At 39.2% G+C, this 18790-nt stretch carries 19 protein-coding genes; 7 read left to right on the top strand and 12 right to left on the bottom strand.

Annotated elements, in window-relative coordinates:
- Nucleotide 1: 1 nt before the first annotated feature.
- Nucleotides 2-550 (bottom strand): NUDIX domain-containing protein, encoded by a 549-nt coding sequence (locus tag N782_RS13015; RefSeq protein WP_036820809.1) that lies wholly within the window; start codon nucleotides 548-550, stop codon nucleotides 2-4.
- A 147-nt stretch (nucleotides 551-697) separates the two neighbouring features.
- Between N782_RS13015 and N782_RS13010 the strand changes: the two genes are divergently transcribed.
- Nucleotides 698-1618, top strand: a complete 921-nt coding sequence (locus N782_RS13010) for an aldo/keto reductase (RefSeq protein ID WP_036820729.1) — start codon at nucleotides 698-700, stop codon at nucleotides 1616-1618.
- A gap of 275 nt (nucleotides 1619-1893) precedes the next feature.
- On the opposite strand, the gene N782_RS13005 is transcribed toward N782_RS13010, so the two are convergent.
- Both N782_RS13005 and N782_RS13000 read right to left on the bottom strand, forming a co-directional pair.
- A complete protein-coding gene (locus N782_RS13005) occupies nucleotides 1894-3249 on the bottom strand; it encodes a cytochrome P450 (RefSeq protein WP_052111334.1) in 1356 nt (451 codons plus the stop codon).
- A 185-nt stretch (nucleotides 3250-3434) separates the two neighbouring features.
- On the bottom strand, nucleotides 3435-4889 hold the full coding sequence (locus tag N782_RS13000; protein ID WP_036820726.1) for an aldehyde dehydrogenase family protein: 1455 nt from the start codon (nucleotides 4887-4889) through the stop codon (nucleotides 3435-3437).
- Between the two features lie 226 nt (nucleotides 4890-5115).
- Here N782_RS13000 and N782_RS22100 point away from each other — a divergent pair, with 226 nt between their 5' ends.
- A complete protein-coding gene (locus N782_RS22100) occupies nucleotides 5116-5229 on the top strand; it encodes a putative holin-like toxin (RefSeq protein WP_337193957.1) in 114 nt (37 codons plus the stop codon).
- A 170-nt stretch (nucleotides 5230-5399) separates the two neighbouring features.
- Here the strand turns inward: N782_RS22100 and N782_RS12995 are convergent, their stop codons facing one another.
- From N782_RS12995 to N782_RS12985, 3 genes are read right to left on the bottom strand one after another with little or no spacing between them, the layout of a single operon-like run.
- On the bottom strand, nucleotides 5400-5921 hold the full coding sequence (locus N782_RS12995; RefSeq protein WP_036820724.1) for a GrpB family protein: 522 nt from the start codon (nucleotides 5919-5921) through the stop codon (nucleotides 5400-5402).
- A complete protein-coding gene (locus N782_RS12990; RefSeq protein WP_052111333.1) occupies nucleotides 5918-6160 on the bottom strand; it encodes a YqkE family protein in 243 nt (80 codons plus the stop codon). Before N782_RS12990 ends, N782_RS12995 begins: the two co-directional genes overlap by 4 nt.
- Nucleotides 6144-6491 carry an iron-sulfur cluster biosynthesis family protein gene (locus tag N782_RS12985; RefSeq protein ID WP_036820719.1) on the bottom strand — a complete coding sequence of 116 codons (348 nt, stop codon included), beginning with the start codon at nucleotides 6489-6491 and terminating at the stop codon, nucleotides 6144-6146. Before N782_RS12985 ends, N782_RS12990 begins: the two co-directional genes overlap by 17 nt.
- A 215-nt stretch (nucleotides 6492-6706) precedes the next feature.
- On the opposite strand from N782_RS12985, the gene N782_RS12980 reads away from it, so the two are divergent.
- The gene (locus N782_RS12980; RefSeq protein WP_036820718.1) at nucleotides 6707-6955 is read left to right on the top strand and encodes an HPr family phosphocarrier protein; all 249 of its coding nucleotides are present in this window, start codon (nucleotides 6707-6709) and stop codon (nucleotides 6953-6955) included.
- A gap of 123 nt (nucleotides 6956-7078) precedes the next feature.
- Here the strand turns inward: N782_RS12980 and N782_RS12975 are convergent, their stop codons facing one another.
- The 4 genes from N782_RS12975 to N782_RS12960 all read right to left on the bottom strand — a co-directional run bounded on the left by N782_RS12975 (nucleotide 7079) and on the right by N782_RS12960 (nucleotide 11246).
- Nucleotides 7079-7498 carry a VOC family protein gene (locus N782_RS12975; RefSeq protein WP_036820715.1) on the bottom strand — a complete coding sequence of 140 codons (420 nt, stop codon included), beginning with the start codon at nucleotides 7496-7498 and terminating at the stop codon, nucleotides 7079-7081.
- Nucleotides 7499-7573: 75 nt separating this feature from the next.
- Complete coding sequence (locus N782_RS12970; RefSeq protein ID WP_036820712.1) at nucleotides 7574-8845, bottom strand: Y-family DNA polymerase; 1272 nt, start codon at nucleotides 8843-8845, stop codon at nucleotides 7574-7576.
- 637 nt (nucleotides 8846-9482) lie between these two features.
- Nucleotides 9483-10265, bottom strand: a complete 783-nt coding sequence (locus tag N782_RS12965) for an SDR family NAD(P)-dependent oxidoreductase (protein ID WP_036820709.1) — start codon at nucleotides 10263-10265, stop codon at nucleotides 9483-9485.
- Nucleotides 10266-10283: 18 nt separating this feature from the next.
- On the bottom strand, nucleotides 10284-11246 hold the full coding sequence (locus N782_RS12960; protein WP_036820706.1) for an MBL fold metallo-hydrolase: 963 nt from the start codon (nucleotides 11244-11246) through the stop codon (nucleotides 10284-10286).
- 276 nt (nucleotides 11247-11522) lie between these two features.
- Here N782_RS12960 and N782_RS12955 point away from each other — a divergent pair, with 276 nt between their 5' ends.
- Nucleotides 11523-13061 (top strand): AbgT family transporter, encoded by a 1539-nt coding sequence (locus N782_RS12955; RefSeq protein WP_036820704.1) that lies wholly within the window; start codon nucleotides 11523-11525, stop codon nucleotides 13059-13061.
- An 81-nt stretch (nucleotides 13062-13142) separates the two neighbouring features.
- On the opposite strand, the gene N782_RS12950 is transcribed toward N782_RS12955, so the two are convergent.
- Nucleotides 13143-14762 (bottom strand): M20/M25/M40 family metallo-hydrolase, encoded by a 1620-nt coding sequence (locus N782_RS12950; RefSeq protein ID WP_036820701.1) that lies wholly within the window; start codon nucleotides 14760-14762, stop codon nucleotides 13143-13145.
- Between the two features lie 213 nt (nucleotides 14763-14975).
- On the opposite strand from N782_RS12950, the gene N782_RS12945 reads away from it, so the two are divergent.
- From N782_RS12945 to N782_RS12935, 3 genes are all read left to right on the top strand, one after another.
- Entirely contained in the window at nucleotides 14976-15719 is a 744-nt protein-coding gene (locus N782_RS12945; RefSeq protein WP_036820698.1) for a glycerophosphodiester phosphodiesterase, read from the top strand.
- Between the two features lie 133 nt (nucleotides 15720-15852).
- Nucleotides 15853-16269 carry a universal stress protein gene (locus tag N782_RS12940; protein WP_036820695.1) on the top strand — a complete coding sequence of 139 codons (417 nt, stop codon included), beginning with the start codon at nucleotides 15853-15855 and terminating at the stop codon, nucleotides 16267-16269.
- Nucleotides 16270-16561: 292 nt separating this feature from the next.
- Nucleotides 16562-17122, top strand: a complete 561-nt coding sequence (locus tag N782_RS12935) for a DUF7010 family protein (protein WP_036820693.1) — start codon at nucleotides 16562-16564, stop codon at nucleotides 17120-17122.
- A gap of 238 nt (nucleotides 17123-17360) precedes the next feature.
- Here the strand turns inward: N782_RS12935 and N782_RS12930 are convergent, their stop codons facing one another.
- Nucleotides 17361-17924 carry an NUDIX hydrolase gene (locus tag N782_RS12930; RefSeq protein WP_036820690.1) on the bottom strand — a complete coding sequence of 188 codons (564 nt, stop codon included), beginning with the start codon at nucleotides 17922-17924 and terminating at the stop codon, nucleotides 17361-17363.
- Between the last annotated feature and the right edge of the window lie 866 nt (nucleotides 17925-18790).

Below are 18790 nucleotides of genomic sequence, written 5' to 3'. Positions count from 1 at the left end.
GTTACTCTAGTAATCCTTTGGCACGAGCATATAACACCGCGTATGCTGTCTTGGCATCCCATATCCTCTCGTCTTGCTCGTATTGTTCAGCTTCATTTAACGTAAGTTCGATTAGCTCGACAAATTCATCTTCATCTCCATCTAACTTATTTTCAGCTAATTCGATATTCGTAGCTACATAAAGATGAATAACCTCATCCGCAAACCCTGGAGACGTGGCAAAAGACGTTACAAATTGCAAGTCATCAGTAGTGTAACCAGTCTCCTCCTCTAACTCTCTCATTGCTGTTTGTTTAGGTTCTTCTCCTGGTTCTAGTTTACCTGCAGGGATTTCTACAAGACTACGCTCTAAAGGTTTGCGATATTGCTCCACCATTACGATTTTTCCTTCTTTTGTTATAGGAAGTACTGCTACCGCTCCTGGATGCTTTACTAATTCACGTTTCGAGGTCTTACCATTTGGAAGTTGCACATCATCCACTTGAAGTGAAATCATGTTACCTTGAAAAATAGATTTTGTATGTAATGTTTTTTCTTCAAATTTTTTCATTATATCGTCAGCTCCAATCATCCTTCTATACTCTGTGCATTATTGTATCATATATTTTACCGTTTCTATTGAATATGATTTGAGTGAGCGGGTATAGACTTATACAATGAAGTTACTATTTCTAAGATGAAGAAAGGATGTAAAAACTTGAACAAACGCCAATTAGGTTCATCAAACCTCCATATATCTGAAATAGGATTAGGATGCATGACATTAGGAACAGAACAACAGAAAGCTACAGAAATTATTGATCGTGCGTTAGATTCAGGTATTAATTACTTAGATACAGCTGATTTATATAATTTTGGAACCAATGAAGAGATAGTAGGTAAAGCGCTGAAAGGACGTCGTGACGAAGTTGTTTTGGGTACCAAAGTAGGTAATCATTTCGATGCCCAAAAGGAAGATTGGTTTTGGGATCCTTCGAAAGCCTATATTAAAGAAGGCGTTAAAGAGAGCCTTCGTCGCCTTCAAACGGATTACATCGACCTTTATCAGCTACATGGTGGTACAATCGACGACCCAATCGACGAGACCATTGAAGCATTCGATGAACTAGTGCAAGAAGGTGTTGTCCGTTATTATGGCATCTCTTCTATTCGCCCAAACGTCATTAGACAGTTTGTTGAGAAATCGAATATTGTTAGCGTAATGATGCAATATAGCCTATTTGATAGACGCCCTGAAGAAGAAGTGCTTGATCTATTACATGAAAATCAAATCAGTGTATTAGCACGTGGTCCATTGGCAAAAGGGATGCTTAGTGATAAAGGGATGGAGAAGGTTGAAGAAAAGGCTCAAAATGGTTATTTAACGCACTCCTATGAAGAAATTAAAAACATGGTACATTCCTTACAAGAACATACAGGCCAAAACCGTACCCTTCAAGCTTTAGCCCTTCAGTATGTTTTAGGACACCCTGCTGTAGCTTCTGCTGTATTTGGAGCTAGCTCTGTAGAACAATTAGAGAAGAATGTTTCTATGCTAGACGCACCATCTTTATCTGAAGATCTTTACAAAACACTTCAAGAGCAAACACGCCCTATTGTCTATCAAAAACATCGTTAATATAGAATGCAGCCCCTCTCTCCTGATAGAGCGAGGGGCTTTTTTATTGGCTGGGGGACGGGTGGCGGTTGCGAGCAACTTTCGATAATCTGGAGCGACTCTTACCAAATTCCGAGCGACTTTTTCAAATTAGGAGCGACCGGCCTTTTGGTGATGTGTAGTGCCCCAATGCAGGATGAACCTGCGCTTGGCTGCGAATTCTATTCTTCAAAATTGTAAGGAGAATATAGCATAACCACATCAATGTTTAACAAAGCATCTATATAAATAAGAAATCAAACCCCACCAGGTCTTTCTTTCACCATTACTTTCAAACCATGTTTAGGTCGAAGTGTTATAAGAGGTTCCGGTTCCACTGGATGATCTGGTTTTAACTGTAGTGTCACCTTTTGATACATTGTAGCCAAAACGATCAATGCTTCTTGCATAGCAAAATGATTGCCAATACACACTCTCGCTCCTCCCCCAAATGGAAGATACGCAAAACGAGGAAGGTTTTTTAATGAATCATTTAAAAAACGATCAGGATTAAAACTGGTTGCATCTTTATAATATCTTTCTGATCGGTGGAGCAAATAAGGACTAATATGTACGATATCGCCCTTTTTAAGTGCAACTCCATTAAATAAAGTGACTTTCTCTTTCGCTTCTCTCCCAAACATCCAAGCAGGTGGATAGAGACGGATTGCTTCCTGAATGACAGCTTTTAAATAGGACAGACGCTCGATATGCTCTAATGATACTGGTTCCCCACCAATTTCATCATCCACTTCCTTCGTTACCCTCTCTTCTACTTCTGGATGTTGCGCTATTAAATAAATCGTCCACACCATAGCATTTGCTGTTGTTTCATGACCTGCTAAAAAAATGGTCATTAATTCATCCCGTAGTTGTTGAGAAGAAAGAACCGGGTTCCCTTCTGAATCCCTTGTATTCATCAGGATCGAAAGAAGGTCATCATGTTCTATCTCTGGATGTTGTTTGCGGTGTTGAATGATTTTTCCGATTACGTCATCAAGCGTTTTGACTGCATTCTCAAATTGTAGATTTTCCTTTGTAGGGATAACAGATGGAATTTTAATGGTAGAGCGAATCCGCTTCGTTGCAACGAACATGGCGGTATCGATTGATTCCCCTACTGTGTCATGCGTCTCATATACATCCATACTGAACATGGTCTTACAAATAATGGCGAGTGCTGTGTTCATCATATCTACATGTATATCTCTCGTCTCTCCATCCTCCCAGTTTCCCACTAGGGATTTGGCCAACACAGACATGGTGGGTGCATAGGACTGGATATGATGCTGAGTGAACGGAGGTTGCATTATCCTTCTTTGTTGCTTATGAAAGTCTCCTTCACTTGTCAAAAGCCCCTCTCCTACAAAAGGTTTGATTTGCTTAAATGCCCTTGCTTTCTGAAATGAGGAAGCCTGGGTTATTAAGATTTCTTTAATGAGATTCGCGTCTAGAATATGATAAATGGTTTGATGAGCGAATCGAATTTTAGCCATATCGTCATGTTCTTTACGAATCTTATCTAGAAAGGCTAAAGGATCTTGTTTAAAGGCTGGTAAATGGCCTCGAATCAGCTTACCTTTTGGGCCTTTTACAATCATCTTTTCTGTCATACCAAACACCTCTTCTCTATAGATTTCTTCTATAATATGTATGTAGGTATCACCATCCCCTTGCTATTTATACGCAACAATCTTGAGAGTCGCGCGCAACAAATAAAAAAATCAAACTTACTATCACCCTTGTTTATACTAAAAAACCGAGCCAAGAAGTTATGGCTCGGTTTGTTGCATCATTATTAAAATGGATATTGACGGTATTCAGATTGAACACTAATCCATTTGACGGTTGTAAATTTATCAAGTGCCCATTCTCCTCCGAAACGTCCAATACCTGATTGTTTTTCACCACCAAAGGCAACGTGTGCTTCATCGTTTACTGGCTGATCATTAATGTGAATCATACCTGTTTCGATTTTTCTGGCAACTTCCATACCACGATAGCGATCTTTCGTAAAAATGGAACCGCTCAGACCATATGGAGAACCATTTGCTACTTCAATCGCTTCTTGCTCATCCTTCACTTTAATCAACGTAGCTACAGGACCAAAAATCTCATTGTTGGCAATTGGCATATCATTGCTCACATCTGCTAACACAACAGGTTCCATAAGATTGCCATGGACTTCACCGGATACTAGTTTTGTTGCGCCTTGTTTTACACTCTCCTCTATATCCTGTTGAATACGTTCTACCGCATCATGATTAATAAGAGGACCTACTACTGTATCTTGTTCAGATGGGTCACCAGCTTTTAACTGCTTCACTTTCTCAGCGAATGCTTCAGTAAATTGATCATAAAGGGCTTCATGAACAATAATTCTGTTAAGGGACATGCAAATTTGTCCTTGATGTAGATACTTACCAAACGCAGCTGCTTGTATAGCTTGATCAATATCTGCATCCTCTAGAACTAACATAGCGTTGTTTCCACCAAGCTCAAGAGCCGTATCTTTAATATGCTTACCGGCAAGCTCTCCGATGTGACTTCCCACTTCTGTTGAGCCTGTGAAAGAAATTAGCTTTGGTGTTGGATGTGTTACAAACGCATCACCAATTTCCGATCCTCTTCCTACGACAACGTTGATAATCCCACTCGGAAAACCGACTTGTTCAAACAGGTCTGCAATCAATAAGCCTGAAGTCAATGGTGTCTCTGAAGCTGGCTTAACCACAACAGCGTTGCCAGTTGCGATTGCCGGTGCGATTGATCGGAGTGCTAAATGGAATGGAAAGTTCCATGGTCCAATAACACCTATCACGCCTTTAGGAGCACGTTCTACATAATTGTTCTTCCCTTGAACATTGGAAGGAAGGATAGCTCCTTGCATGCGTGTCGGAAAGGAAGATGATTCTTTAACAATCGCCAACGCTGCCTGAAACTCTACTTGAGCTTTTATTTTCGTACTTCCTGATTCTGCTACCAACCAATTTATGATTTCTTCTTTTCGTTCGGTCATTTTTTGTAAAAGGGCATCAAATTTTTGTTGCACTTGTGCTGGTGCCAATGCGGCCCACTCTTGTTGTGCTTTCGCTGCACTTTCATACGCTTGATTTAAATCATCTTGATTGGCTGAAGGAATTTCCTGCAACAATTCATTTGTGTAAGGGTTTAGATTTTTTACAGTTTTAGTACTAGAGCCTTCCACCCATTCCCCATTTATATATTGTTTTGTATAGTTTTGCGTTGTCATATATATGTCTCCTCCATTAGTTAAAATAATGTAGATACATTCTGCTACATTTCCAAGTTATTTCGATTTCAAACCAATGGGTATGCTCTCGAAAGGTTAGAGGATATACGAAGATACGTTCTATGGTCCTAAAGCTATTTTGTACCAATTTTAGTATAATAGAAGCAGAGTCGTGTTCCTCTTCTGACGTAAAGGGTGGTCGGCTAATCCCCTGTGAAAGGGGGTGATGCCTCTGGACGCTTACCAAATGTTTGTTATATTATTTTCGTTTGGTAGCTTTTTAGTTGGTTTGCTTGGCTTAGTTGTAAAGCTGATCTCTGAGTTTATCAACAAAAAATAGACCTCCCTTACACGCTTAAATGTTAAGGGGAGGTCTATCTTGTTTAGGATGGGCCGATCCTCTGTTTAAGAGAACACGGACTCGAGCGACCACAGTGCCAGCTGTGGTCGTTTTTATTGTTTTCATCTGATTGTATTATACCACATCTTATGCATTTCGAGCGAGGACTATTACAATTCACGCTTTGCCCACTCTACCGCAATTCGTTCGTGCTCTTGTATCCAGTTATGCTTTCCGTCCATATAAGCATCGATATCTTCAGGATTAGCTTCTGCCAGACGTTGCTTAAGTTCCATGTACTCCTGAGCTTTTTCAGGATGTGCAACTAGGTAATTGCGGAAACTCAAGTGACGGATTACATTCTCTGTGTCTCGTTCAAACACATGTATATGATGCGTTCGTCGCCCATCTTCATTTTTTAAGAAGAATCTTCTTTTTGGAATACCGTGTTCTCCTTTTGCTTCATAACCGAGCACTGCCATACCATAACTAAGTTGATCCACCTCATTGATGTCAAAAACCTCTATAAGAATATCAATGATTGGTTTGGCGGCAAGCCCAGGTACACTGGTACTTCCAATATGATGAATACGGCTATGGAGGGTGGAGAATATTGGTGCCAACAAGTTCTTTTCCTTTATATATTCCTTTTCCCATTCTGGTTTATATGGCACAACTTCCACTTTTCTCATTTGTCTTTAAATGCCTTCGGATCGTCCAAATTGCTTTCATTTAGTAGTTCTTCAAAACTTTTATTCGCTTCACGTCGCTTACGTTCTTCTGCTTTACGACGTTGTTCTTCCTCTTGGCGATCCTTTTCCTGCTTCTTTAAATTAGATTTCTTGGAACGAAGCTGTTCAAGCATATCTTCATTTAATAAATCCTTTAACGTTCCTTCCTGATCTTGTTGCTTCTTATTCGTCTTGCTCAACCAGGGCACCTCCTCTTTCAATATCCCTAGAAGAAATGGAAGCATTGAGCATGCCTTTTGGACTCTTTAACCGAAATAATTGGCCATTCCATTCTAGCGTCATATTATCATCAAAAAATAGCTTTTGTTGGTCATCAATTATAACAGTGTAATGGTCGTTCTCCACTTCCTCATCATAAAGTGTTCGCTGGTTTGTAAAATGGATAATCGGCATTCCATCCACTCCACACCCGCAACCATCTGTATCATAATATAATCTTAGCATAGAACAATTAGCTGGCTGTAGTTGTTGTAGTTGTTTTATTGCTTGCTCTGTTATGTGTAACCGCACGTTACCACCTCAATGTATTTCAATTCTTTTCAAGATTGTAAAAAAAGACTCTACATTATGCAATGAAAACGTTTCAGATAGAGTGCACAATTCTAGTCTGCCTTTTTCAGGCACTGTTAACAAAAATATAAAAAATAGGAACGTTACGCAGGGAAACTCGACCACTTATTAGTATAATGAAAGTAGAGTTTACTAATAAAGGAGGATTTTTTCTAATGGAATTAACTGTACAAAAACCGATATTCGCAGAATCAGCAAGTAACTTTGTAAACAAAATGAGTGAATTCCCTGATACGATTTTAGTAAAAAAGGAACAATGGGTCGTAGATGCAAAAAGCTTACTCGGGGTCCTTGCAGTATCCTTACAACCTGGTCAACAAATCACCGTTGAAGTTCAAGGGGATAATGAAGAATCCATCCGCCAAGCGTTGATTGACACTGGGTTGTTCACTTCTGCTTCTTAATATTTCCAAAATCACATCGTCTACCACCCTGACATGCATCACATATGTCAGGGTTTTCTATGAAATGATGGAACCATGAAATTCAAGCCCAACCTCTGTTTAGAAGTACGGGCTTGGTAAGAATTAAGTTGACTCTGGATAATCACAATATTCTATGATGGTGCCATCTGTATCTGCTGGATTTAAATAAATTAACCGTCGACCATGTTTGTTCGTACGTAAAGAGTCTGGCAAGGTACGAACCCCTTTTTCCTTCAATTCCTTCAAGGCTTCATCCAAGTCTCCCACATGATATGCCACGTGATGAACCCCTTTTCCATTCTGCTTGATAAAACGAGCAATTGGTGAGGTTGTATTATTTGTAGGAGCCAACAATTCTGTTCGGTCCCCGTCTATGTCCATAATCGCAATTTCACTTTCTACACCTTTTGCGTCACTTCGATAGTGATCAATTAGTGTGGCACCTAGCACGTTTTCGTAAAAATCAATGTTCATTTGCATGTCCCGAATAGCGACACCTATGTGATCTAATGTCTTTTTCATGTAACCTCTCCTAGTTCAGTTGTGCCATCAGTTTAACATACAATAAGTACTTACATTCCAGAGATGCTCTAAGCATTACTCGGCATAATGACCACCTACTAATTTACTTCGATGCTTAGCCGTACCAGCTTTCGTGTATGAAACGGCGCGCAGCAAAGCATCACTTCCGTATTTTTCACGAATTTCATCCATTACGTAACCAAGATCACGTTTTTTATCACGGTCTGGCTCAAACAAGCTCAACTGCATGCCCTCATCTTCCGTTATGTTTGATAACGTAATGGAAATCTTCCTCACCGTTTGATTACTGTAGAATTCATCGAACAATTGCATGCATACATCATATACCTCTTGGGTGATATTTGTAGGCACATCTATGGATTTGGAGCGATGGAATCCTCCTCCTTCATCTTGGCTATACCCTAGCCCAAGACTAATGGTTCGACCGGCTTTATGGCTCGTTCGCGCTCGTTTGGATACTTCCTCACACATTTCTAAAATCACATAGCGTACTTCATTTGGATCTGGATAATCCCGCATGAGAATCTGGCTTTTTCCGAAGCTAATCTGACCTTGCATAATCGGCGCACCAAGCTCTGATAAATCCACACCATTGGCGTGATAATAGAGCTGGTTCCCCATCACCCCAAAAATTTTCTCAAGTTGCTCAAGTGGGAAGTTGGCTAACTGGCCAACAGTCGTAATGCCTAATCGATTCAACCGCCTCTCCATACGTGAGCCAATCCCCCACATTTCACTTAAAGGAGATACAGGCCATAGTTTTTTTCTAATATCATTGTAGGTCCATTCTTCCACTCCTTTTTTCTTGGCATCTAAATCCAGACAAAGCTTCGATAATAACATGTTCGGCCCAATTCCAATCGCACAATGTAAATGAAATGTCTCAAATAGTTCCTTCCGAATCATATTTGCTACCTCTTGAGCACTTCCCCATAGCTTTTCTGTACCAGTTACATCGAGAAAGCTTTCATCCACACTGTACGTATGAATCGCCTCTTTAGGAACATAACGATGGAACAGCCTGGTTATTTCCGTCGAGATTTCCAGATACATCCGCATCTGCGCAGATACTAGATGAATCCGCGGATCTTCTGGAATTTCAAACAGCCTGTTCCCTGTGCGAATACCGAAATCTTTCTTCAAAGCAGGAGATGCCGCTAACACTACACTTCCTGGTCGATTGAGATCTGCAACGACTGCAATGTGACTCGTGATTGGATCAAGCCCTTTCTCTATCGCAGCACAGCTAGCATAAAAGCTCTTCATATCTACACATAAAATTTTTCGATCAGGAAAGGAGCTATAGTCAATCGTTGGGTTTACCATCTCTGTTGCCTCCTTTACGAAACACGTCGCTCACCAAAAAACGAATGTTTGTTCGTATATATATATTACTTCTATTATGCGAACTTTTGTTCGTTTTATCAAGAGGAGATGGTTTCCAAATTTCGACAGGGTAAGAACAAAAGCTCGGGGCGCCCGTTAAGCGACGTACAAATTGGACATGGAAGTTCGATTATAACCGCTGCCTCACGCAGCAACATAAAACCAACCTAAAAACATGGCCCGATTAGAGTGGGGCGTTTTCTGAATGATGGTATCCACAAAGCGAGGAATGGATTATAACACAAAGTGATGCTATGCTAGCGGACATACAGTCTCTTATTCTTCGATTTGAAGGCTATTTTGCATTCGGAACGGACATCCAGTACGCTATTTAGCCTAAATCACCTTAATGTAGTGTGTTTTTTCACAAATAAGATACCATATGTCCGTTACCCTCTCCAAAAGAGGGTTTTTACAGAAAATAAGAGATTGTATGTCCGTTAGCAGATTACCAAAGTATTTGCGCGGATCCGATTACAATACTTTGGTAGGGTACATCCTACTTTTTAAAAAACACACCCCTTCTACGTACCATTTCTCCATAGAAGGGGTGTGCTTTTCGATTAGGGGGAAAACGTTATTTTTTACTAAACTGGCTTCGAAATACTTTCTCCATCACTCCCGGCATAAGTTGATATAGCTTTGCACCAACTTCCATCCAACCAGGCATATTGATTTCTCGTTTTGATGTGTAAAGATGAGAAACGATTCGACTGGCAACATAATCTGGATCAAGCATGTAGCGTTCCACAGATGCTTGGTACTCCCCTCCTGGATCGGCCGTATCAAAAAAACTCGTACGAACGGGACCTAAATTAACACCAGTGACAAAAATGGAGTATGAGCTCATCTCCAACCGAAGGGCGTTTGTAAATCCGATAACAGCATGTTTCGTTGATGCGTACCCTGCGCTTTTTGGCGTCGACATCTTCCCTGCAAGTGATGCGATATTCACAATGTGTCCATGATTATGTTCTATCATATGTGGGAGCACTTCTTTCACACATTGTATTAAACCTAATACATTCACATTGAACATGGATTGGAATGCCTTCATATCTGTATCATTGATCGATTCGAATACGCCAAATCCGGCATTATTCACGAGCACATCAATCTGGCCGTGGTCTTTGTAAATAGATTGAAACGTAGTTCGAACATGTTCTGGATCTGCGAGATCACACGTGTACCAATATCCACGAACAGGTAGTTTTCCTACCAACTCTTCTAACTTTTCTTGCCTTCGAGCGATTACTATAGGTATGCCGCCAGCTTCAGCAACGTGCCAAGCAATTCGCTCCCCAATCCCACTCGAAGCTCCAGTAATTACAACTTGTTTGTCTTTTAATTTATTGTTCATCATGGACCACCTAATACACTAAATTGCTTGATAATAAACGACACCGTTTTGAAGTTCAACGTGGACACGATGAGTAGCTTCTAAATAATCCAATTGGCCAACTGTTTCTGACATGGTTAATCCAAATTCTTTCTTTATATGTTTTGGAAACAACTTTTGGCAAACCTCAAATGGAGATAACGGCTTATCAACGAGCATATCATACACTTTTTCTGCACGCTGCTCTTGCTTTTCAAATCGCGTATGAATGATATCATGCACACCCGTGAAAATGGGACCGTGACCTGGTAGCACTTCGCTAATAGGGTAGTGCAAACATTTCTCCATTGTTTGACGATAAGATAATAATGGTTTTGGTCTTTCTCCTCCAGGCTTGCGAGGTGGTTCCAATAAAGGATTGGAGGAAATGTGATAAAGCAAATGATCGCCTGAGATCATCTTTCCATCTTGTTTGCGATAGAACGACAAATGGCTTTCTGCGTGGCCCGGAGTTTCCAGCACCTCCCAATCCTCATGTCCCGGGAGACCATCCCCTTCTACAAGAGAGCCTGTTAATGTGCCGAACGGAACATATTTTAAAGGGTCTCGTAAATGCTTAAAAAACGATTTATACTCCTCGCTCACTCCGAACTTACTATATAAGTCGTAAAAGAATGAATGATAGCGATTCAAAAAAGCTTCATCTCTTTCAAGCCAACGACGATTGTCTTCATGACCATAGATGCCTTTCAGGTTCGAAAATCGATCCAACAAGCCGATATGATCCGGATGATGATGCGTTAACATAACCTGTTCCACATCTTCAGGAGTGTATCCTAGCTCTTGTAGTCCATGGACAAAAACCTTCCATGCCTCTTCGGTTTTAATACCAGCATCAACAAGAGTTAGCGTCTCCCCTTTTAGCACATACATATGAACATCTCCAACACCAAAAGGAGTAGGAACCGTTAGTTGATGGATGGTATCTGTTGTGTGTATCATAAGCGTCCTCCAATATAATGAATGATCATTCAGTCTACTTCTATTGTACCTTCTTTGGAATGTTTTGTCATACTAAAGTGAGCTTTAAACTAGATGAGTTTCTTTAAGAATGAAAAGTACTTCACACCAAATATTTCACTAGAAAAACTATTATTAATTTTCATTGTATTCCGGATTTTTGAATATTCCTTTCGTTGGTTGTGAGATTTTTATATAATGCTGTAGTGCTTTAATCACTAAAAATGTTTGAAAATTAGTTAAAAGGAGGTCCAATTCATGGATAACACCCAACAACGTGGTTGGATTATGAAAGCTTTAGACTTCATTGAACGGGTCGGAAATAAGCTTCCTCATCCAGCAACGATTTTTGCCATATTCGCAGTTCTAATCGTACTTGCTTCAGGACTTATGGCCGCGTTAAACGTTTCTGTGGAGGATCCGATTAAAGATGAAACCGTTGAAGTCTTTAATCTCATGTCCGCAGAAGGAATTAAATACATCTTTGAAAGTTTCGTCAGCAATTTCACAGGTTTCGCACCACTAGGTACGGTACTTGTAACAATGCTTGGTATAGGGATCGCTGAACGTTCTGGACTTATTGGGGCCATGCTACGAGGTATGGTAACATCTGTTCCAAGTTACCTCATTACCGCTTCTCTCGTCTTCGCAGGTATCATGTCTAGTATGGCCGCGGACGCAGGGTATGTAGTTGTGGTACCACTAGGAGCGTTGTTATACGCAGGGCTTGGGCGACACCCTTTAGCTGGACTAGCTGCAGCATTTGCTGGTGTGTCAGCAGGCTTCAGTGCCAACTTATCCTTAACTGCTCTAGACCCATTACTAGCTGAACTGACAGTGAAAGCTGTAGAGGGATCCATTTACGCATCTTACGCTAGTGAAATAACATACACGATGAACTATTTCTTTATGGTTGCATCTGTATTCTTGCTAACTGCAGTAGGAACTTGGGTAACAAGCCGCTTTGTAGAACCTCGTTTAGGTAACTATGAAGGGGAAGTAGAAGAAGAAATCAACTACCTTACGAAAACCGAGAAAAAAGGACTAATACTTTCTTTCCTTTCCTTACTTGTAACACTTGGTCTATTATCCTTATTAATTGTGCCAAGTTGGGGACCTTTACGAGGAGATGAATTTTTACAATCTCCATTCTTCTTTAATCTTGTCCCTAGTATTTTCATCGCCTTCTTTGTACCAGGTATAGTGTACGGGATGGTAACGAAAAACATTACAAACGATAAAGATGTAGCGAACCAATTGACGAAAACAATGGAAACGATGGGTTCCTTTGTGGTCCTTTCTTTCTTTGCAGCTCAATTTGTCGCTTATTTTAGTAAAACTAATATTGGCCGCATCATTGCCATTAAAGGGGCAGAGTTCCTGAAGACAACAGGAATGGAAGATTTCAGGGTTATTCTTCTATTTATCATTGTAGCTGCATTTATTAACTTATTTATGGGAAGTGCGTCAGCAAAATGGGCCATCATGGCACCCGTTTTCGTTCCCATTATGATGCGGATTGGCTACTCCCCTGAATTTACAACGTTAATTTATCGTATAGCAGACTCTACTACAAACGTCATTTCACCACTCATGACGTATTTTGCGATCGTGATAGCATTTGCGCAAAAATACGATAAGAATGTTGGTATAGGTACCTTAATTTCTACGATGTTACCTTATTCCATTGCATTCTTCATCGCCTGGGTTCTAATGCTAATCATTTGGGTAGCATTTGGTATTCCTATTGGACCTGGAACAGGAATTGAATTCAATCAAGACATGTGGTCTAATTAAAGAAAAGCTCCGGTCTCTTTCAAAAGAGACTGGAGCTTTTTTAAGTGTTTATGCAACTATAGGCTTGTAGGTGTTGCAACATTATTTCCTCAATAAATGATGAATCGTATCCGTTAAAATATGAGGTAGGTATTCAAAGCTATACGATAACTCCAACCTTTCCGTCCATTGGTGAGGGTCCTTCCCGCGGGGGCCAACATTTAAAATTGGCATTTGTAAAGTTTGAAGCATCCCTTCGGTAAGATCATATCCCTTCCCTTTTAAAGGCATGTTATCCATTAGAGTACCCAATGTGGTTTGGGAAGTCGTTGGTCCTATAAAGCTCAAGTCGGATAAACCTGGGAAAAATTCAATTTCCTCTAGTTCTACTTTGTAATGTTTCTTAGTAAATTTCATAACGTTATTTAATGTTTCTTCTATATATGGATCTTGTTTGGACGAAACAGCTGGATAAAATGGAGGACTATAAAACAACACAATCATTGGAGCTAAATCTTTGCACAATGATGCTAGTTCATGAACCAATAGTGTAGAAAATTCCCGGTCCCCTTTTTCTCGCTGATTCATTAATAAGTTCTCTCTTCGTTCCACTTCACGACGACCAAAACGGGAAACTGCTTCCTCAACTAACTCCTCATACATTAAGACTCGAACGTTCATCTCAGGAAATACGATCCCTGCTTTCTCTTTGTGGAAGGCTTTTGCTTTTGAATTATAATGAGAAGTTATATGTTCACTAGCCCTGTCAGCTGCTCGCAATAGTTTTTCATTAATGTCTTTTACTGACTGTTTTAAATAAAGGACATTATACATCGCTACAGCAGCTTGAGGTGTTTGTACGGAATATTCCTCTTTCAGGTCCCGTTGCATTAAACTGACTGGTGGTGGCGTTGTTTCCTCCCCTACCGTTTCAATAAATGCCTCATTTAACTCAAGCTCTTGAGCTAGATAGCTCACCATTAAGTTGGCATTCAACCCAGCGAACGGTTCCCCCACATGTGTTTCTTTCCCATAGCAGAAAAAGCCTGGTAATACTTTTCCTATAGATCCTGAGTAAACATAATTATGAGGGTCACCTGGATATTGACTAAACATCGGCTCCCCATTCAAGCAAGCTCGAAATGTTAAATTCTCTTGTTCCTTCATTTGTTGAAGAGCAGGTAATGCACTTAGCATGCCGAGTGAATTCGCCTCTTCATCTGGAACTGTAAGCAATAGTATATTCCCTTCGAATTCTCCATCCATTGCTTTTTCAAGCATGGACATATGCAACGATAAACCAGCTTTCATATCCATAACACCTCTACCGAACAACCACTCTCCATCTTCCAAATCGCTTTGTACGGAATCGGGAAGTTCATCACGATATCGATGATAATCAGCTGTTAATGCTTTTGGATGAAAGGATAGATTCTTCTTTGAGCCAAAATCGTCTACTCCTACTACATCAAAGTGACTAAGCAATATGATGGTGTCAGATGTATTGCCTTTCTTGACTAATCCTGTTAACAACCTTCTTCCATCCTTTAGAGGATGCAACTTCAGATGCTCAGGATTGGATTGGAAATAAGTTCGTTCTGATAGCTGATGGTACAAGTATTCTACTAGTGCAATTTCAGCTTCACTTCCTGTAATACTTGGGTACTCCACTAACGAGCACAATAGGTCAACGAGTTCTTCTTTTGTTTGCCACTGTTTCATCACAGCCACCTCACTTCACATGCTTACTTCATGGTATGATGAAAGAAGTCACATTACTTCTTTATCACGATTAAATTTTCAGACATTTTATATCCTATCACATCTTGTCACTTTTTGCTGATTAGGTTTATAAATATAAGTATGCGTCAAAATTGACAAATATTGATAGATGACAGAAAATCAAAATGGATTTATAAGTTGGAGGTGCCCCAAATGAATACATCGATATTCGCTCATCGAGGAGCAAGTCACTTCGCACCAGAAAATACAATGCCAGCCTTTGAATTGGCCATCAACGTAGGTGCTGAAGGTATAGAAACAGATGTACAGTTAACCAAAGATAACATCCCAGTCCTCATTCATGATGAAACATTGCATCGTACAACAAATGGGTCTGGCTATGTAAAGGACCATACATATAACGAATTAAAAACTTTAGATGCAGGCTCCTGGTTTGCTCCTAAATACCAAGGTACCTCTCTCGTAACATTAGAAGAGTTTTTAACATGGGCTCAAGATCAATCCATCTATATAAACATTGAACTTAAGAATAATATTATTGATTATAGCAATATAGAATCGATTGTTTATGAGTACATTAAAGCATTTAATTTACAATCCCGAGTCATCATCTCTAGCTTTAACCCTAATAGTGTGAAACGTTTTGGAAAATTGACAAATGAAATAGAAACAGCTTTATTGTTATCACAGAGATCCAGAAATGCTCTATCTTATGTGAAACAAGTTGGAGCAAGTGCACTTCACGCAAAGTATTCGCTTCTTACAAAAAAATTAGTAGAGGATTGTCAGGACCAAGACCTTTCTCTTCGCATTTATACTGTAAATCGTCCATCAAGAATCATGCGATGTTATAAATTAAAATGCGATGGTATTTTTACAGATGTCCCTCATTCAGCAATTGAATATCAAGAATTATACCGACACAAGCATAGTTAACGCATAAAGCAAAAGCTATAACCTTCACACAACTGTCATTATCTATTGTCTGAATTCTACGAAAAATGAAGTGATTTATGTTAGAATAATAGTAAGGAAATAAAACTTTGCTACTAGAAAGGTGGAATATACAATGCAAAAAATTCTAGTTGCTTATGATGGCTCAGCTTTAAGTAAACAAGCATTACAAGAAGCAAGAAAAAAAGCAGAAGAATTCCACGCAGATGTTCATATCATCACCGTTATTAACCCAACTGGACCATTTACAAATAAGGCCGTTTATAAAAGTATTGAAGAAGACCTTGTAAATGAATCCAGACTAGAGCTCGAAAAAGTAGAAAGTGAATTTCATGGATTCACAGAAAACATTACAACAGAAGTGTTAGTAGGAAATGCCGGAGCTGAAATTTGCAAGTATGCAAAACAACATGACATAGAGTTGATTATCATCGGAAGTCGAGGACTGGGAAATGTCAAAGAATTATTCCTAGGTAGTGTAAGTCATAATGTAGTACAGCATTCTCATTGCCCTGTCTTAGTTATTAAATAAAAAGGATATTTTGGTAAGGGAATTCTATTTTGATAGGATTCCCTTTTATTTATCTGTATTCTGTTCGCTCAACTTTGAAAGAGCCTCTATACAAAAGGGTGATTTAAAAACACGGTACGCAAATTGGGAATTTATTTAAGGAATCACAATATATTTTAGTAAAGCTCCGTACACCATGGTAACCTTGAGAAAGACTTACATAAAGTTTGAGAGCCTATGGTTAAAGCTAAATATAACATTAAACACACGTCGTTTATTTTTAATTAGGATAAATAATGGAAGGAGAGTTTTTGTGGAAATTAACAAGATAAGAAATGAGCTATCCATTAGGGGGAAAAATGGGATAGGTTTTTTACTATCCGCTGTTATCATTTGGTTAATCATTACCGCAATTTTTGCTCAATCCATCGAAATCAACCAAAAAAATATATACATGTTGTATGCAACTGGTTTAATGTTCCCATTGTCCGTTGCTATTTCCACATTCATTAAAGCAGATTGGAAGCTTAAAGATAACCCGTTGGGAAACTTAGGTTTACTTTTAAACATTGCACAGATCATCTATTTTCCTATACTTATTTGGGGAATCACCAAAAGTCCAAGTGAGGCTGTCATGTTATTTGCTATTATAACAGGTGCTCATTTTTTCCCTTACGGCTGGTTTTATAATTCTATCCCCTATTATGTAATGGCTCCTGTTATTTCAATTGTCATAATGGTTTTGGGGGTGAATGTAAATGTGAGAAATTTGTGGTTAGAACCATTGACTATGGCGGTTCTTTTGAGCTTACTAGTTTTATGGCTTTATATAGATTACAGGAATAAGCATTCAAAGATATCTGCTACAGATTAATCGAGTGATAGTTTGATTAATTTGTATGGTAACAAATGCTCAGGGAACCCCGCTAGCGACGTACAAACTGCTGCCCATACGACGTGGGTTGGTTCGATGTTTCTACGTGACGTAGCGTCGAGCCGTTAATAGTTACGCTAGACGATAAAAAAGAACTTCCACAAAACGGAAGTTCTTTTTTATGCCAAAACATAAAACCTACCTATTAACTTATTCATATATTGTTTTCTATGTAGGATTATAGATTAAACTCTTTGATTTTAGACATAATTTTATTATACAAATAATTCATATGCTCTTCGCTAGAAAAGGTGGTAACTTCATCAAAAGGAATCCATCGTACATCGCTATTTTCATCTGGCTTGATGGTTACTTCTTCATCCTCCCTAGCTTCTACTATATAAGCGATTGACATATGCAAATGAGGAGCTACATACATACCATTTTTCCTATGCCCTAGTACTGGCAGCATATCTATGGACGCAAAATCTTCACTAACTACTTTTATATCCTCTAGTCCCGTTTCCTCCATGACTTCTTTTTTCGCCACGTATATTAAATCTTTATCCCCATCAGCATGTCCACCAGTCCAAGACCATGAGTTATAAATATTATGATGTACCATCAATGACTTGTCCCTATCTCTATTTACAACAAAGGCAGAGCTCGTTATATGAATAAGTTCATTCTCTCTTGTATAAAGATCATCATATTGCTCCAAACATTGCAGCATAATTTTTTTATCTTTCTCTTCTTGTTCATTGTAAGGCTCGTATTTTGAAAGAGATTGATATAAATTCATTTTGCACCTTCCTTCTATTAAATGTTGAAACATCTACCATTACTCATTACTCTACTCCTTGGTAGAATCGTAAGCAATGAAAACAATTAAGTGTGTTGTGTACTGTCTATTGTTACTTGTGTTCTATTATGCTTCCCTTCATCCTACGTTCACCCAGATAATTAAACCTATCATACCAATGGTAACGGTTAGTAGCGTTATGCCTGATATCCATAACATAATATTTATAAATTTCATTTATCTCACCACCCTATTGCTTATGTAAATCTTGGTTAGTACGATGCATATCCTACTAATCTATTACCCATATTTTAAGAAAATCTATCATATTCTTACATTTTAAATGGTGAGTCCATATTTTAACAATTACAATATTCCTATAATGTCATTATTTCTAACTAAAAGGCTGTGTTAAAGTTTGTTGTTGATATAAACTTGAAATAGATTTATGTGCTTCCATATAAGCACCATTATGTTGAAGACTTGGATTCGAGATAGTTTTGGGAGGATGGGTCCGATCCTTTAACTGGGAATAGGGTTGGGTTGGAAACAACTCGCGTCCTGCGGGCGAGCTGGTGAGCCTTCTCAGTCGCTTTGCTCCCTCCGGGGTCTCACCTACCTCTTTCTCCCGCGGGAGTCTCGCCGTTTCCAACCCAACCCTGCTGATATGTTGCAATCGGACGTACGGCCTAAATTGCCATAAAATTGATCGAGTTTGCTTTGCGTAGTAGCGACCTTTTGCCATAATTATGGGCTCTGGAGCGACTTTTTGATTTTTGGAGCGAATCTCGCCACATTCAGATCAACTTTTCTAAAATAGGAGCGACAACCTAAAACTCCCTTTTCTGGCCATGTTTCCGTCCCTC

The organism is Pontibacillus yanchengensis Y32 (assembly GCF_000770635.1).
GTDB classification, from domain to species: domain Bacteria; phylum Bacillota; class Bacilli; order Bacillales; family BH030062; genus Pontibacillus; species Pontibacillus yanchengensis.
This window is presented reverse-complemented; position numbering and strand designations above follow the sequence as displayed.

Excerpts from the sequence above, each read along its gene's own strand:
- N782_RS13015 (WP_036820809.1), bottom strand. The coding sequence starts at position 550 with ATGAAAAAATTTGAAGAAAAAACATTACATACAAAATCTATTTTTCAA.
- N782_RS13005 (WP_052111334.1), bottom strand. The coding sequence starts at position 3,249 with ATGACAGAAAAGATGATTGTAAAAGGCCCAAAAGGTAAGCTGATTCGA.
- N782_RS13000 (WP_036820726.1), bottom strand. The coding sequence starts at position 4,889 with ATGACAACGCAAAACTATACAAAACAATATATAAATGGGGAATGGGTG.
- N782_RS22100 (WP_337193957.1), top strand. The coding sequence starts at position 5,116 with ATGCCTCTGGACGCTTACCAAATGTTTGTTATATTATTTTCGTTTGGT.
- N782_RS12995 (WP_036820724.1), bottom strand. The coding sequence starts at position 5,921 with ATGAGAAAAGTGGAAGTTGTGCCATATAAACCAGAATGGGAAAAGGAA.
- N782_RS12980 (WP_036820718.1), top strand. The coding sequence starts at position 6,707 with ATGGAATTAACTGTACAAAAACCGATATTCGCAGAATCAGCAAGTAAC.
- N782_RS12975 (WP_036820715.1), bottom strand. The coding sequence starts at position 7,498 with ATGAAAAAGACATTAGATCACATAGGTGTCGCTATTCGGGACATGCAA.
- N782_RS12970 (WP_036820712.1), bottom strand. The coding sequence starts at position 8,845 with ATGGTAAACCCAACGATTGACTATAGCTCCTTTCCTGATCGAAAAATT.
- N782_RS12965 (WP_036820709.1), bottom strand. The coding sequence starts at position 10,265 with ATGAACAATAAATTAAAAGACAAACAAGTTGTAATTACTGGAGCTTCG.
- N782_RS12960 (WP_036820706.1), bottom strand. The coding sequence starts at position 11,246 with ATGATACACACAACAGATACCATCCATCAACTAACGGTTCCTACTCCT.
- N782_RS12955 (WP_036820704.1), top strand. The coding sequence starts at position 11,523 with ATGGATAACACCCAACAACGTGGTTGGATTATGAAAGCTTTAGACTTC.
- N782_RS12950 (WP_036820701.1), bottom strand. The coding sequence starts at position 14,762 with ATGAAACAGTGGCAAACAAAAGAAGAACTCGTTGACCTATTGTGCTCG.
- N782_RS12945 (WP_036820698.1), top strand. The coding sequence starts at position 14,976 with ATGAATACATCGATATTCGCTCATCGAGGAGCAAGTCACTTCGCACCA.
- N782_RS12940 (WP_036820695.1), top strand. The coding sequence starts at position 15,853 with ATGCAAAAAATTCTAGTTGCTTATGATGGCTCAGCTTTAAGTAAACAA.
- N782_RS12930 (WP_036820690.1), bottom strand. The coding sequence starts at position 17,924 with ATGAATTTATATCAATCTCTTTCAAAATACGAGCCTTACAATGAACAA.